The sequence below is a fragment of the Krasilnikovia cinnamomea genome (genome assembly GCF_004217545.1).
GTDB classification, from domain to species: Bacteria; Actinomycetota; Actinomycetes; order Mycobacteriales; family Micromonosporaceae; genus Actinoplanes; species Actinoplanes cinnamomeus.
This window is the reverse complement of the sequence record NZ_SHKY01000001.1, coordinates 6,385,597-6,399,463: the sequence shown is the minus strand read 5'-3', so window position 1 is coordinate 6,399,463 and position 13,867 is coordinate 6,385,597. Positions and strand designations below refer to the sequence as shown.

Sequence of the window (13,867 nt, the reverse complement as noted above, 5' to 3'; positions counted from 1 at the left end):
CCGGGGGCGTGGACGTCACGTCTGTCGTGCCCACTCGGCACTGACCTCAACCTCCCGGTCAGGTGTGCTGGTGCAGGCGCTGGGCGGCGGACCGGCCCATCGTGGTGGCGGCCTCCAGCAGACCCGAGTCGAGTCGCGCCGCCGCCACCGAACCGGCCACGGCGGGACCGGCGGGTCCGGGCGCCGCCGGCAGCAGCCGGTTGACCCACCCCAGCACCCGGACGGTGGTCGCCGGGAACAGCCCGTGGACGCGGGTGCCCAGCTTCGCCGCCGGGGTGAGCACGAGCTCGGCCCGCCCGGCGAGACCGGCGTCGACGATGCGCCGGGCCGCGCGTTCCGCGCCCATCGACAGCAGCGGCAGGCTCGCCGCCAGCGCGAACCAGGCGTACTCGGAGTTGGCCCGGCCCTTGAATTGAGCGCGCAGGTGCGAGCCGGTGCGCATGAGTCCGGGAACGACGGTGGTGACCGTGACACCGCTACCGCTCAACTCCGCGCGCAGCCCCTCGGAGAAGCCGACGGCGGCAAACTTGGCGCAGTTGTAGGGCAGCAGGTGCGGTGCGCTGATCCGGCCACCGATCGAGGTGATGTTGATGATCCGTGCGCGACCACGCTCGCGCAGGTGGGGCAGGGCGGCGATGGTCGGGTACAGCATGCCCCAGAACATGACGGCGTGCGTGTCGGCGAAGTCCTCGACCGTCATGGCCGCCAGCGGGCCCACTTCGATGATCCCGGCGTTGTTGACCACCACGTCCAGGCGCCCGAAGCGCTCGATGACGGCCCGGACCAGATCGTCGACCTGCGCACGGTCGGCGACATCGCAGCGCAGCGCCAGCACCTCGGCGCCCCGCGCGGCGAGTTCGGCTTGCGCGACCGCCAGCTCCGCGGGCTCCCGCGCGCAGATCGCCAGCCGGAACCCCCGGGCGGCGAGGTCGGCGGCGATCGCGAAGCCGAGCCCGCGCGAGGCGCCGGTCACCAGCGCCACCCGATCAGCGGCGCCCCGGCGCGCGAGAGCCCGGGCCGCCACGGCCCGGCGCACGATCACCGCCCCGGCCGCGCCGGCCGCCAGCGTCGCCCACGTACCTGTCCTCATGGTCGTCACCCCCGCACCCTTCTACCCGGCCCGGCCGCGATGAACCGGCAACCGCCGGCCGGATGTCGGTCGTGGCTGTCGGGGACCCGGCGCCGTGGTACGGATCCGGCCCGCGTGGGCGTTCCGCGGGGCGCCGGTTCTCAAATCCGAAGAATTCTCGTTCATTGACTTGTATGGATTTAACAGCTCCGTAATGCTTCCCCCGAGAGGGCTCCCCCGAGCCCTTCGGCAAGGAGGCCGTCATGTTGCACACGTTCCGCATCCCCCTCGCCAGCTGCGCTCTCGGCGTCGTCGCGGCCCTGAGCATCAGCGCCCCCGCCGCGGCCGACCCGGTGGCCGTGACCTGGGACTGCCAGGCGCAGCCGCCGATCGGCGGGCCGCAGCAGCTCAACCTGGACACCCCGATCACCGGCTCCGCGCCCGCGAGCGTCCCGGCCGGGTCGGACTTCGAGATCGCCGCCGAATCCGCGCCGTTGACGATCCCCTCGTCGGCCGGCGGGAACACGGTTCGCTACCTGAAGGACCTCCAGGTACGGACACCGGTGCCCGCCGGTACGGCGCTGCGCGGCGTGACACTCACCGGCGGGTCCAACCTCGGCACGGGCGTACCCACGACGTCCGTGAGCAACGGCGTGGTGATCCTCACCGTGCCCGGCACGCTCGCGGGCGGATCCACCATCCAGCTCCCGACGATCCGCCTCGCCGTCACGGCGACCGCCCCGGCCGGGAGCACGATCACCTCGACGCTGGCCGGCACCTCGTACGCCGATCCCGGCCTGACCTTCACCGCGAACGTGAAGATCCTCTTCGGTGGGATCGACGTCCCGGCACGCTGCTACACCGCCCCCAGCCCGGTGCTGACCAGCACCACCGTCACCGGGTGAGGACGAACGACTGACACCGGCCTGATCGGAGCCGCCGACGAACACACCCGCCGGCGGCTCCTGCGCGCCCGGGGGCGGGAGCACACCCGAACCATTGACGTTCTTGAAACATCTTTGTAACTTGCTTCATAACTTTCTCATCGCTTGCAGCGCGTTCCACACCCGATCCCCCTCATAGTCGGGAGTCCCTCCGATGCGGCGACTACTCTCCGCTGCCTGTACGGCGGCGCTGCTCGTGGCCGGGCTGACCGTCCTGCCCGCCGCCACCGCACACGCGGCCGCCGACGGCCAGAACCTCGGCGGCCGATACGACGCCACCCGCACCAACGTCACGTTCCGCGTGTTCTCCGCACACGCCACCCGCATCACCGTCTCCGTCTACGCCGCCGCGAGCGGCCAGCAGGAGAAGGCGTCCTATGTGCTCACCCGCGACGCCGCCGACATCTGGTCGACGACGGTCAGCGTCGCGACCCTGCGGGCCGCCGGCGTACCCGGCACGATCTTCTACGGCTACCGGGCGTGGGGCCCGAACTGGCCGTACGACCCGGCCTGGACCAAGGGTTCGCAGACGGGATTCGGCACCGACGTCGACGCCGCTGGAAACCGTTTCAACCCCAACAAACTGTTGCTCGACCCGTACGCCCGGGAGATCAGCCACGACACCGCGATCCCGGACGCGACGGCCACCGACTACTCGACCGGACCGGCCCGGCGGGCAGCCGACACGGGCGCCATCGCGCCGAAGGGCATCGTGATAGCGCCCGACACCACCGGCACGGGCACGAAACCGACCCGTCCGTTCAAGGACGACGTCACGTACGAGGTGAACCTGCGCGGCCTCACCCGCAACGACCCCGGCATCCCGGCGGGCGTCCGGGGCACCTACGCCGGCGCCGCGCTCAAGGCCGGCTACCTGTCCTCGCTGGGCATCACGGCGGTCGAGTTCCTTCCCCTGCAGGAGACCCAGAACGACGGCAACGACACCAACCCCACGAGTACGAGCGGCGACAACTACTGGGGCTACCAGACGCTGAACTTCTTCGCCCCGGACCGGCGCTACTCGTCCGACAAGTCCCCCGGCGGACCGACCCGCGAGTTCAAGGCCATGGTGAAGGCGTTCCACGACGCCGGGATCAAGGTCTTCGTCGATGTCGTCTACAACCACACCGCCGAGGGCGGCCGCGTCGATCCCGGCGACAAGACGGCCTACCACCTCTTCTCCTGGCGCGGCCTGGACAACCCGACGTACTACTCGCTCACCAGCGACCGCCAGGGCGAGATCGACGTGACGGGTCTGCGGCACACCTTCAACACGGCCAACCCCACGGCCCAGAACCTGATCGTGGACTCGGTGGCCTACTGGAAGGACAGCCTCGGCGTGGACGGCTTCCGGTTCGACCTCGCCACGGTGCTCGGCAACACCTGCCAGCACGGCTGCTTCAGCTACAGCCGCACGGACCCGGCGACCGCGCTCAACCGTCTCACCGCCGAGATGCCGGCCCGCCCGGGCGGGGGCGGCGACGGCGTGGACTGGATCGCCGAGCCGTGGGCCATCGGCACCGGCACCTACCAGGTGGGGAACCTGCCGCCCGGATGGTCGGAGTGGAACGGCATCTTCCGGGACACGCTGCGGGCCGACCAGAACCAGATGGGCGTCGCCACGGTGACCCCCGGGGAGCTCGCGACCCGCTTCGCCGGCTCCTCGGACCTCTACGCCGACGACGGGCGCAAGCCCTGGAACTCCATCGACATCATGGTCGTGCACGACGGCCTGACGCTCAAGGACCTCTACAGCTGCAACGGGAAGAACAACGACCAGGCCTGGCCGTACGGCCCGTCCGACGGCGGCAGTGACGACAACCGGTCCTGGGACCAGGGCAACGTCGCCGCCGACCAGCGCAAGGCGGCCCGCAACGGGCTGGCGTTCCTGATGCTCTCGGCCGGCACTCCCCTCATCACCGGCGGCGACGAGACGCTGCGCGGCATGCAGTGCAACAACAACCCGTACAACGTGGACTCGTCGGCGAACTGGCTGAACTGGTCGCCGAGCACCGAGCAGACGAACTTCCAGAAATACACCCAGCGGTTGATCGCCTTCCGGAAGGCGCACGCCGCGCTGCGGCCGCTGAACTTCTACGCGGCCGGCGACGGCAACGGCAACGGCCTGGGCCAACTCGACTGGTTCACCCCCGGCGCGACGACGCCCGACTCCGCGTACTGGGCCAACGGTGAGAACCACGCGCTCGCGTGGCGCTACGACGGCACCGAGCTGGGCGACCCCGCCGCCGCGATCTATGTCGGATACAACGGCTGGTCGGGGGACGTGACATTCACACTTCCGGCGCCGCCGGCCGGGAAGTCCTGGTACCGGGTCACCGACACGTCGGCCTGGGCCGAAGGCCCCGACCAGGTGGCCGTCCCCGGCTCGGAGACCGCCCTCGGCGGGCAGGGCAGCACGTACGTGCTGCACGGCCGCGCGGTGCTGCTGCTGATCGCGAAGTGAGGGAGCCCCCGGCCAGAGCGGCGCACCTCGACGACGCGGGTCAGGCGCGCGGGGCCGCGCCGCGGTCGGCGGTGTGCCAGTACAGCCACGGGCCGTCCACCGTACCGTCCGCCACCAGCGCGCGCAGGGCCGCCGCCGCCTTGGCGGTGTAGACCGGCTCGGTCACCAGGCCGGCGTGCTCGGCGAGCCAGCCGGCGGCGGACGCCGAGTCGGCGGTGGCCACCCCGTAGCCGGGGCCGAGCCAGTCGCGGCGCACGGTGAGCGGCGCCAGCGCCGTACCGTCGGGCAGTGCCGCACCGGCCCGGCGCAGCAGCCGCGCCGTGGCGGCGGCGAGCCGACGGACCTGCCCCGGCCCCATCGGGGTGCGGTCGTTGACGAGCACGCCCACTACCTCGGTGGGCAGGCCCGCCAGTGCCAGCCCGAGGGCCAGCCCGGCCGCGGTGCCGCCCGAGCCGACCGGCAGCAGCACCCGCCGGGGCGCCGGCAGTTCACCGCGCGTCACCTGGTCGGCGAGCTCGAACGCCGCCTCGACGTAGCCGAGGCAGCCGCGCGGGCTGGAGCCGCCGACCGGGAGCAGGGCCGGCCGCCGACCGGTCACCGCGGCCTCGGCCAGCAAGCGGGCCGCGGCGACGTACCCGCCGGGGACCGTGCGGACCCGGCGGACCCGGGCGCCGGCCGACACCATCGCGGCGAGCTGGCCGGCGACATGGTCATCGTACGGTTGCTCCAGGGCGACCACGCAGACCCGCAGGGTGGCCGCGGCGGCGTAGCGGGCCACCGCGACGGCGTGGTGGCTGCCGGTGCCGCCGGCGGTGACAACGGTGCGCCGGCCCCGGCCGAGCAGGTCCGCGAGGGTCCACTCCAGCTTGCGGACCTTGTTGCCGCCGTAGATCGTCCCGTAGCCGCTGTCGTCCTTGACCCACACCTGCGGTGCGCCGTCGATCCGGCGCACCGGCGTGGGGCCCGAGCCCAGCCGCCGAAACGGCAGCCGGGCCACCGCGGTGGGGTACCGGGCGTGCAGGTACGGCGCGGTCATCCGATCAGCGTACGGCCAGCCTCACCATCATGCTCAGCGCTGACGTCGCACCGCGTCAGGCAGCGTCCGCGCGGACATGGATTCCGTCGCGCCGACGTGGGACGGCTGAAGCACACCTTCACAGCCTGGCCCATCACCGGGTACGCCGCCGTCACTGACTCTCGGCCTGGTCGGGGGCTCCGGCGAGCAGGTTCTGCCGCAACAGCGCTTCGTGTTCCGCCTCCGCCTGCTGTTCCGGGGTGGGCGCGAGGGGATCTGTGGGGGGCGGGGCCTGTAGCTGGGCGAGGCGCAGGCCGTAGCCGCATCGGGAGCCCGCCTTGATGACCAGCGGACCGGCCGGCGGGCCGGGCCAGGCGATGATGTGGAACCGCTCGCCGGACTCCTCGACCACCCGGTCGAAGTGGCGGTCCCGGCCACTGGCCTGTAGCCGGACCCGGTAGTACCCACCGCCGTGGCGGCTGAGGGTGGGCAGGACCGGCAGCTCGGCGGGTGTGTACTCCAGAGGTGCCACGGTCAGCGCCCCATGGGGTACGTGGAGGCTGAACTCGGCGACGTCTTCCCAGGACGCCAACGCGGCCCATTGCTCGGCGGTGTCCAGCGGGGGACGGTGATCGGCCGGTTCGGTGCTCACCGTGACGTAGCCGCGGTCGATGCCGGCGGCCACCAACGCGGCGGACTCCATCACCCCGGCCAGTCCGGTCGAGTGGTCCATCGTCTCGAACGGCGTACTGACGTCGCGATCGGTGAGGAAGAAGACGTGATCCTGGACGCGGATGCGGATCGCGTCGGTCATGGCTTGTCCGTCCCTTCCCGCCGTCCGACCCCGGCCCGGTGGTGCGGTGCCGGTCGCCCGGCACCGCACTGTCCTGCTGGGCACACCTTCAACGTACGGGGTTCAGCTGCCGATCCCCACCCGGAACGGATCGTTGCCCAGGACTCGGTAGTCGTAGTAGAAGGCCGCCATGAGGCCGCCCTGGGCGTTGTTCTCACTCGCGGTGATCATGCAGGCGCTCGCCCCGGTGGGTCCGGTCACGTTGGTCGGGGCGTTGATGTTGCAGCCGGAGAACGTACGCCTGCTGCCGCCGAACGCCAGCCCCTGATGGGTCGAGGCCAGCGGATACTCGTCGCAGCTCTTGCCCGAGATGCTGGGCGCGTCGCCGCAGGCCCGGCTGCGGTTCAGGTCGATGGTGGCCTGGTCGACGTTGCGGGTCAGCGGGTCGTTGAAGGTGCGGCCGGGCAGCCCGGAGCCCTGGGCGCGGGAGACGTGGGAGGCCAGGGACGGGTAGCGGCTCTGGCTGTACAGCACCTGCGCGGGGAACCACGGCACCACGCAACCGACCCGCATCGGCCGGGAGCCGTTGGCGGGCACGGCGTTGTCGCAGGAGATCTCCGCCATCGCCGACGATGCGGTCGCTGCCGGGTAGCCGGCGGGGACCAGGCGCAGGTTCCAGGTCGTGGTGCAGTAGCCGATCGCGCCGACTGCCGTCGCGGTGGTGCGGGCTCCGGCGTCCCCGGACCGCGTGACGTTGTTGGCCGGCGACAACGACTGCACCGGGAACGACGATGCGCCGTTGACCACGCAGTCGCCGGCTGCCGCGAGCGTGCCGGTGACCGTGGAGTTGACGGCGGCGCCCCACCCTGACCACGGCGACAGGCCGATCTGGTGGATCCAGTTCGGCAGGTCCACCGAGCTGTAGGTGTAGTCGTAGACATCCATGTTCAGTTCACCGGTGACGCGGGTGGTCCCGTTGACCGTCTCCCAGGTCGTCAGGACCAGGCCGGTGATGCGGCACGCCGCGGTGCGGGTGGCTGCGACGGGCACCCCGCCGTCGCTGTCGGCGCACCAGGCCGGGAACGGTACCGGCGCCAGCGCGGACGACGCGGGCCGCCGGCTCGGCCGTCCGGGTGTGAGGCAGACCGATCGGGTGTTCGACGTTGGGGCGCAGGTCCGCTGGGTCAAGCCCGACGGCGTGCGCGCGGCGTCCGCGCCCGGCCGGGCGATCGGCATGTGGGCCGGCTTGGCCATCGCGTCCGGTGTGGCGGCGTGGGCCGGGCCGGCGTCGGGCGGGGCGGCGGCGGCCGGCGGTGTGGCGGCGATGGTGGCGGCAGTCATGAGCAGCGACGCGACCAGGATTCTTGGTCGGGCACGCAGATACATGGTGCTCTCCCCTCGTGATCGTCGTTAGGACGATGAGCACCGTCAATCGAAACATGTCGATCTCATGGGTTTCAACCACGACGCCACTCATGGCATGAATCCCACGCCAGCGGCCGACAACCTGCCCGGCGAGCCCACCGGCCACCAGGCGCCCTCTCGCCCCCGGACCCCTTGCCTGCCGAGCGCGCCCGCAGGTCAGAACGCGAGGCTGGTCACGGTCAACGGCCGGTATCCGATGTTGGATGCCTTGACCGACCGGCCGGCGAAGAACCAGGTCACACACTTGGTCTCTGACCGGCTCATCACGAGCTCGTAATGGCGCGGCTCCGGTGCGGTGTCGTCGTCCAGCCGCCCCTCCGCGTACCCGTCGTTGTCCTTGTTGTCGAAGCAGACGGTTGTCGGCAACAGGGTGTTGGTGGGCAGGCGGGCCCAGTCCCCGTGCTCGGGCAGGACCCGAGTGTGGCCGTCCGGAGTGGCCTGCGGGTTCGGCTGCTCCCCAGCGGCCGGCCGCGTGACCTCGACCGCCTGCGCCGTACTCGCACCGGCGACCTGCGCAGGGGTCAAGACCAGCACGGCCGCAGTGGCGACGGGCAGCAGGGTGAAGCGAACGGATCCTCGGCTCACAGCCTCTCCTCCTGGTAGCGGTGCCTGGCAGATGTCTCACGAGACCATGAGAAAACGTGAGGGACAAACGGATGTCGTCCCGGTGGCTGCCGGCCCTGCCGCATGCGGGCACCACGGTGGGGCGATCTAGCGATTCCAACGACCCGGTAGGGTATGTCAGACATTCTGATGGGTTTCGATGATTCGGGGCGGCATGCGATCACACAACGGTTACCTGGGTCTGCGTGCCGACCGCGTATTCGACGGTGAGCGGGCACTGACCGGCCGTCCGGTCGTCCTGCTGCGGGACGGGCGGATCGAGGCCATTCAGGACGGCCCGCTCGCCGCGGACATCCCGGTCACCGACTACGGCCGGGCCACGCTGCTGCCGGGACTCGTGGACGCCCACGCGCACCTCGTCTTCGACCCGTGCGGAGACGTGGCCGACCAGTGCCTGACCGACACCGACGAGACGCTGCTGACGCGTATCCGTGACCATGCGCGATTGGCGCTGCACAGCGGCGTCACGACGCTGCGCGACCTCGGCGACCGCGGCTACCTGACCCTGCGCGTCCGCGACGAGCACGCCCCCGACCTGCCGGAACTCGTCTGCGCCGGCCCACCGCTGACGCGCGAGCGGGGTCACTGCTGGTTCCTCGGCGGCGAGAGCGAGCCCGGCCCGGCGCTGAGCGCCGCCGTCGACGAGCACGCGGCCCGGGGCGTGGACGTCATCAAGGTCATGGCGACTGGCGGGGTCATCACTCCGGGCTGGAAGCCGCACGAGTCGCAGTACACGGCCGAGGATCTGCGCGAGGTCGTCGTGCGCGCCCACTCGCACGGGCTCCCCGTCACCGCCCACGCGCACGGCGCCGACGGCATCGCCGCGGCGCTCGACGCCGGGGTGGACGGCATCGAGCACGCGTCGTTCCTCGGCGCCGGTGGCGTCGTGGTCCGCGACGAGGTCATCGGCAGGCTGGCCGACTCACGTGTCTTCGTCGGCGTCGCCTCCGCCCGGCTCCCGACGGACAAGCCGCTGTCACCGCTGTTCCAGGCGGTCGCCGCGGCCTTCGACCGCCAGCGTCAGGCCGGCGTCCGGCTGGTCTGCTCCTCGGACGCCGGGGTGGACCCGCAGAAGCCGTTCAACTGCCTGCCGCACGGGATCGTCGACTTCCGCGACGTCATCGGCATGGACGACCACGGGTCACTGGCGGCCGCCACCAGCCTGGCGGCGCAATCGTGCGGCCTCGGCCACCGCAAGGGGCGCCTCGCCTCCGGCTACGACGCCGACGTCCTGGTCGTCGCCGGCGACGCCACCGCGGATGTGTCCGCCCTACGTCAGCCCCTCGCCGTCTACCGCGCGGGCGCGCTGGTCACCTGACGCCCCCGTCGATCGAACCGGGTTTGCCCGCAGCGGTGCCGGGCGGAATGCTGTCACCATGATCGACCGGCTGTGACCACCGCGTTCGGGGCGCAGACCACCTGGGCGGAGCTGCTCGGCTTCGCCAGCGGCCCGCTCACCGTCTGGCTGCTGGTACGCCAGCACGTCCTGAACTGGGCGCTCCCGATCACCCCTCGGCCGCCCGTCGCCCGCGCCGGGAGGGACTACTGGATGGTGATCGGCACGAGCGCCAGCTCGTTGAGCGCAGCGCCGTCGCGCCACACCAGGTCGACGAACCAGATGTTGCCGGGCTGGCTGGGAGGCACCGCGGGGACGATGAAGTCGAGCTGGTTTGCCTTCGGGTCGATCGACGCCTGGAGATACAGGTACGGCGCGTGTCCCATGCCGGTCGAGTGGCCCAGCCACAGTTCGATGGATCTGACCTGATCGGCGTACGCGGTGTCGAAGCACCAGGACACGTGCACCACGGCACCCGGCGCGGCGGCGGACGGTGAGATCGCGGTGTGGGTGAGCACGACGTCGCGCAGCGGTGGCGTGGCGGCGAGCGCGGCGCCCGGGGCGAAGAGCCCCAGCAGCGTCGCGGCGCACAGCACGGCGAAGGCCTTCCGGAAGCAAGTCATGGCCGGATCCCCATTCCCCTGACGGGCGTGGCATCTGCGTGCCCCACCTCCATCCTGTCGGGCGGGGATGGACTGCCGGCGAACGCCGTTTTACAAGCCTGGTCAGCCATCCACACCCTGTCGCGAGCACCATCACTGTCGACAGCATTGGGGATCATTGAGCGTGAATGGTTTCCCCCCAAGGCGATGAGGACGATATTCGTGCTTGAGTTCGACCGGTACCTGCTGGAGTTCGACACCGAGACGGCCAGACTGGCCAGGCTGGCGCACGACGCGGACGCTCAGCGTCCGATCCCGACCTGCCCCGGCTGGACGTTGGAACAGCTCGTGGGCCATGTCGGCCTCGGGCACCGGTGGGCGGCCGAGATCATCCGGCGGCGCCTGCTGCAGCCGATTCCCTTCCCGGAGGTCGCCGTGCCCGCCGGCCCAGAGGAGCGAAGCGAGTGGCTGATCGCCGGCGCGTCGATGCTCGCCGACGCGGTGCGGGAGGCGGGACCGGACCAGCCGGTGTGGACCTGGCAGAAGGATCGGTCGGCGGGCTTCTGGCTTCGCCGGCTGCTCCACGACGAGGTGGTGCACCGCTTCGACGCCGAACTGGCTCTGGGCATCAAGGGTGAGCTGGCCACGGATCTCGCGGCCGACGGCGTGTCCGACGTCCTGGACACCGCCGCGACCCTGTCCAGGACGGACATCGGCGTGTCGAGCGCGTTCACCGGCCTGGTGGGTACCGGTGAGTCGTTGCAGTTCGTCGCCACGGACGAGGGCCTCGGGACGAACGGCGAATGGTCGGTCGTTCGCGGCCCGGGCGGTGTCACCTGGCGGCACGGCCACCAGCGGGCGCACGTCACGGTACGCGGGCCGGCCCTGGACCTGCTGCTCCTGCTCAACCGCCGCCGGACGGTGGAAACGGCGGACGTGGAGATCATTGGCGACCGGGAGCTCTTCGCGCATTGGTGGTCGAACAGCACATTCTGATTTCGCCGTCGGCAACCGGTGGACGGCGGAGAGTGGATGATCTCACACGGCCAGTGGCCGCCGGGCGCTGCCGCACGGCCGTGAGCTGGGTCTTCACCGGCGCCAGTGGACACGCGCCCGCTCGCCGGCGGCGCTTCAACTTGACCGTCACGCAGCGATGTCGTCTGATCATGACGCACCGTCGAGTGAGCACAACTCACCGCAAGCGTCCTCATTGGTGTGTCGGCTCGTTGATCTGCCACGAGTCTGCGCCGGGGAGGCGTTTCGCCGACGGTGAAAGCACATCCACCCCCTGCCCGACCGGCGGGGATCACACGAAGGAACCGACCCATGAAGTCTCTCGCCGTACGCGCTCTCGGCATCGTCGCGATGGCCGGCCTCGCCGTCGGGGTCAGCGCCGCGCCCGCCGCCGCCACCCTCGACAACACGTTCGAGCTCTCCGTCGGGAGCGTGTCCGCCTACGGCACCTACGACCGGATGATGAGCATCCCGGAGCGCCCGGTCGCGCCGATCCGCATCAGCGGCACGCTGGCCGTCAACTCCGCCAAGGCGTGCGGTGTCGTCCAGGTCGCCTACAACGGTCCCACGGACGCCATCGAGTGGCGTACGTTCGGCCAACTCTGCGGCAAGGGCAAGACCAACTTCACCACCACCTCCAACCTGCTGTTCGGGGGCTTCCAGCCCGGGGTGCGGCTGTGCAAGGGCACGACCGTGAAGAGGGCCGAACGCGGCACCTCCTGCGACACCTTCATCCCCGCGGCCGACTGACCGCAGCGATCCAGGTCGACACCGCCGAGCCGGCCGGGCGGCAGCCACCCTGTCGCCCGGCCGGCTCGGCGGCGCTCCCCCACCCTGAGCCACCGCGCGCGCCGTCGCGGGCCCACCCTGCCGATCACGTCCCCTACAGCGTCCTAGGAGGCTGGGCCGAGCTCCGATAGCGCCGGGCAACTGCTTCAGCTTGCCCGACCCTGGCCGATGGAGGAGGAGAACCGGACTGGGGGTGGCACCTTGATCGACAGCGCGACCAGCGCCGAGCAGCTGTCGGCTGCCCTGCTCGAGATCGAGGACCGAAGCCTCTGGAACGCCGAGGCCGACCTCGCCCTCACCACCGAGCTTGAGGCCCGGGCCGTGGAACTCGGCGACGACACCCTGGTCGCGCGTGCCCGCCTGTGCCGCACGCACCTGCTCGCGCGCGCCGGCGACATCGCCGAGGCCGCCCGCCGACTTGACGACAGCATGGTGTGGGCGGTCGAGCACGGCGACCGTCTGATGCAGGCCCGCATCCACGTGATCTGGTCGTACGTCCAGCGGTTGCGCGGCGACTTCGCGAAAAGCCTGGAGCACGCGCTGAGCTCGGTCGAACTGCTCGACGGGACCGCCACACCGCAGATGCGGGTGCGGCACCACATGAAGCTGGCCGACGCCCTCGCTGACAGCGGCGCGTTGGACGCGGCCCGGCCGCGGTTCCGGCAGACCGAGGAGCTGGCCCGCGAGCTGGGCCTGTGGGAACCGCTCACGAACGTGCTCAACAACTGGGCGTACTCGGAGTATCTCGCCGGGGACTTCGTGCGCGCCCAGGAGGTCGCAAGCCGGCTGCAGGAACACGCCGAGGCGCACGGCATCGAACTCGCCACCTTCACCCTGGACACCATCGGCGCGATCCAGATCGGCAACGGCCAGTACGCGGAAGCCGAACAGACCATGCTCGCGTGCATCGAGCTGCACCACACGGGGCGCTACGACGGCGCCGAATACCTGGCCGAGTATCTGCTCACCCTGGCCCGCGCCCAGCGCGGAATGGGCGCCACCGACCGGGCCCAAGTCAACCTGGACGCCTCCCGCGCCGTCTGCGCCGAACGCGAGCTGCACGAGGTCATGGTCCGGGTGCACCAGGAGCAGGCCGAGCTGCATGCGGCCCGCGGCGAGATCCATGAGGCGTTCGCGACGCACAAGATCTTCCACGAGGCCTACGAGAGACTGCGGTCGAAGCAGCACGAGGCCCAGGCACAGACCATCTTCGAAACCGTCGAGGTCCGCGAGGAGGCCGAACGCTTCCGCGAGCAGGCCCGCCGCGACGCGCTGACCGGCCTGCGCAACCGGCGCTACATCGACGAGGAGCTGCCCGCCCTGATCGCGGCGAACCCCGACCTCACCGTGGCCATCGTCGACCTGGACCACTTCAAGCGGATCAACGACGAACTCTCCCACGACGTCGGCGACCAGGTACTCGTCCGGATCGCGAAGCTGCTGGAGAGCGAGCTGCTCGCCGCGACGCCGGACGGGTTCGTGGCCCGGCTCGGTGGGGAGGAATTCCTGATGGTCCTGCCCACGACGGCCGTCGCCGCCGCGACGGACCACCTCGACCGGATCCGCAAGACCGTCAGCGCGTACCCCTGGCCGGAGATCACCGGCACGCTGCCCGTGACGATCAGCATCGGCGTGGCGGGCGTGCACGAGGCGTCCGACCGCAGCCAGCCGGCCCTGCTGTCCACGGCGGACCGTAACCTCTACATCGCCAAGCACGCCGGCCGCGACCGCGTCGCCTCCAGCCAGCCTGGCAAGGCCCGCACCTACCGCGACCTCGACGCCGCCTGAACCC

Annotated in this window: 12 protein-coding genes; 6 read left to right on the top strand and 6 right to left on the bottom strand. The window is 71.2% G+C overall.

Annotated elements, in window-relative coordinates:
• Nucleotides 1-58: 58 nt before the first annotated feature.
• A complete protein-coding gene (locus tag EV385_RS28830) occupies nt 59-1,090 on the bottom strand; it encodes an SDR family NAD(P)-dependent oxidoreductase (RefSeq protein ID WP_130512314.1) in 1,032 nt (343 codons plus the stop codon).
• Nucleotides 1,091-1,332: 242 nt separating this feature from the next.
• Between EV385_RS28830 and EV385_RS35410 the strand changes: the two genes are divergently transcribed.
• Nucleotides 1,333-1,974, top strand: coding sequence for a cyclodehydratase (locus EV385_RS35410; RefSeq protein ID WP_130512313.1), 642 nt, complete (start codon nt 1,333-1,335; stop codon nt 1,972-1,974).
• Between the two features lie 193 nt (nt 1,975-2,167).
• Entirely contained in the window at nt 2,168-4,477 is a 2,310-nt protein-coding gene (locus tag EV385_RS28820) for a glycogen debranching protein (protein ID WP_130512312.1), read from the top strand.
• 40 nt (nt 4,478-4,517) lie between these two features.
• On the opposite strand, the gene EV385_RS28815 is transcribed toward EV385_RS28820, so the two are convergent.
• The 4 genes from EV385_RS28815 to EV385_RS28800 form a co-directional block, all read right to left on the bottom strand.
• Nucleotides 4,518-5,513 (bottom strand): pyridoxal-phosphate dependent enzyme, encoded by a 996-nt coding sequence (locus EV385_RS28815; RefSeq protein ID WP_130512311.1) that lies wholly within the window; start codon nt 5,511-5,513, stop codon nt 4,518-4,520.
• A 151-nt stretch (nt 5,514-5,664) separates the two neighbouring features.
• Complete coding sequence (locus EV385_RS28810; protein ID WP_130512310.1) at nt 5,665-6,306, bottom strand: hypothetical protein; 642 nt, start codon at nt 6,304-6,306, stop codon at nt 5,665-5,667.
• Nucleotides 6,307-6,408: 102 nt separating this feature from the next.
• Nucleotides 6,409-7,671 carry a NucA/NucB deoxyribonuclease domain-containing protein gene (locus EV385_RS28805; RefSeq protein ID WP_130512309.1) on the bottom strand — a complete coding sequence of 421 codons (1,263 nt, stop codon included), beginning with the start codon at nt 7,669-7,671 and terminating at the stop codon, nt 6,409-6,411.
• 195 nt (nt 7,672-7,866) lie between these two features.
• Nucleotides 7,867-8,295 (bottom strand): hypothetical protein, encoded by a 429-nt coding sequence (locus EV385_RS28800; protein WP_130512308.1) that lies wholly within the window; start codon nt 8,293-8,295, stop codon nt 7,867-7,869.
• A 193-nt stretch (nt 8,296-8,488) separates the two neighbouring features.
• Between EV385_RS28800 and EV385_RS28795 the strand changes: the two genes are divergently transcribed.
• Nucleotides 8,489-9,652 (top strand): amidohydrolase family protein, encoded by a 1,164-nt coding sequence (locus EV385_RS28795; RefSeq protein WP_165449644.1) that lies wholly within the window; start codon nt 8,489-8,491, stop codon nt 9,650-9,652.
• 224 nt (nt 9,653-9,876) lie between these two features.
• Here EV385_RS28795 and EV385_RS34085 read toward each other — a convergent pair whose 3' ends face one another.
• Nucleotides 9,877-10,293, bottom strand: a complete 417-nt coding sequence (locus tag EV385_RS34085; RefSeq protein WP_165449643.1) for a hypothetical protein — start codon at nt 10,291-10,293, stop codon at nt 9,877-9,879.
• 201 nt (nt 10,294-10,494) lie between these two features.
• On the opposite strand from EV385_RS34085, the gene EV385_RS28785 reads away from it, so the two are divergent.
• The 3 genes from EV385_RS28785 to EV385_RS28775 all read left to right on the top strand — a co-directional run bounded on the left by EV385_RS28785 (nt 10,495) and on the right by EV385_RS28775 (nt 13,863).
• Nucleotides 10,495-11,268, top strand: a complete 774-nt coding sequence (locus tag EV385_RS28785; RefSeq protein WP_165449642.1) for a maleylpyruvate isomerase family mycothiol-dependent enzyme — start codon at nt 10,495-10,497, stop codon at nt 11,266-11,268.
• A gap of 330 nt (nt 11,269-11,598) precedes the next feature.
• The gene (locus EV385_RS28780) at nt 11,599-12,036 is read left to right on the top strand and encodes a hypothetical protein (RefSeq protein ID WP_130512305.1); all 438 of its coding nucleotides are present in this window, start codon (nt 11,599-11,601) and stop codon (nt 12,034-12,036) included.
• A 240-nt stretch (nt 12,037-12,276) separates the two neighbouring features.
• Nucleotides 12,277-13,863, top strand: coding sequence for a GGDEF domain-containing protein (locus tag EV385_RS28775; RefSeq protein ID WP_242625124.1), 1,587 nt, complete (start codon nt 12,277-12,279; stop codon nt 13,861-13,863).
• Nucleotides 13,864-13,867 lie beyond the last annotated feature (4 nt).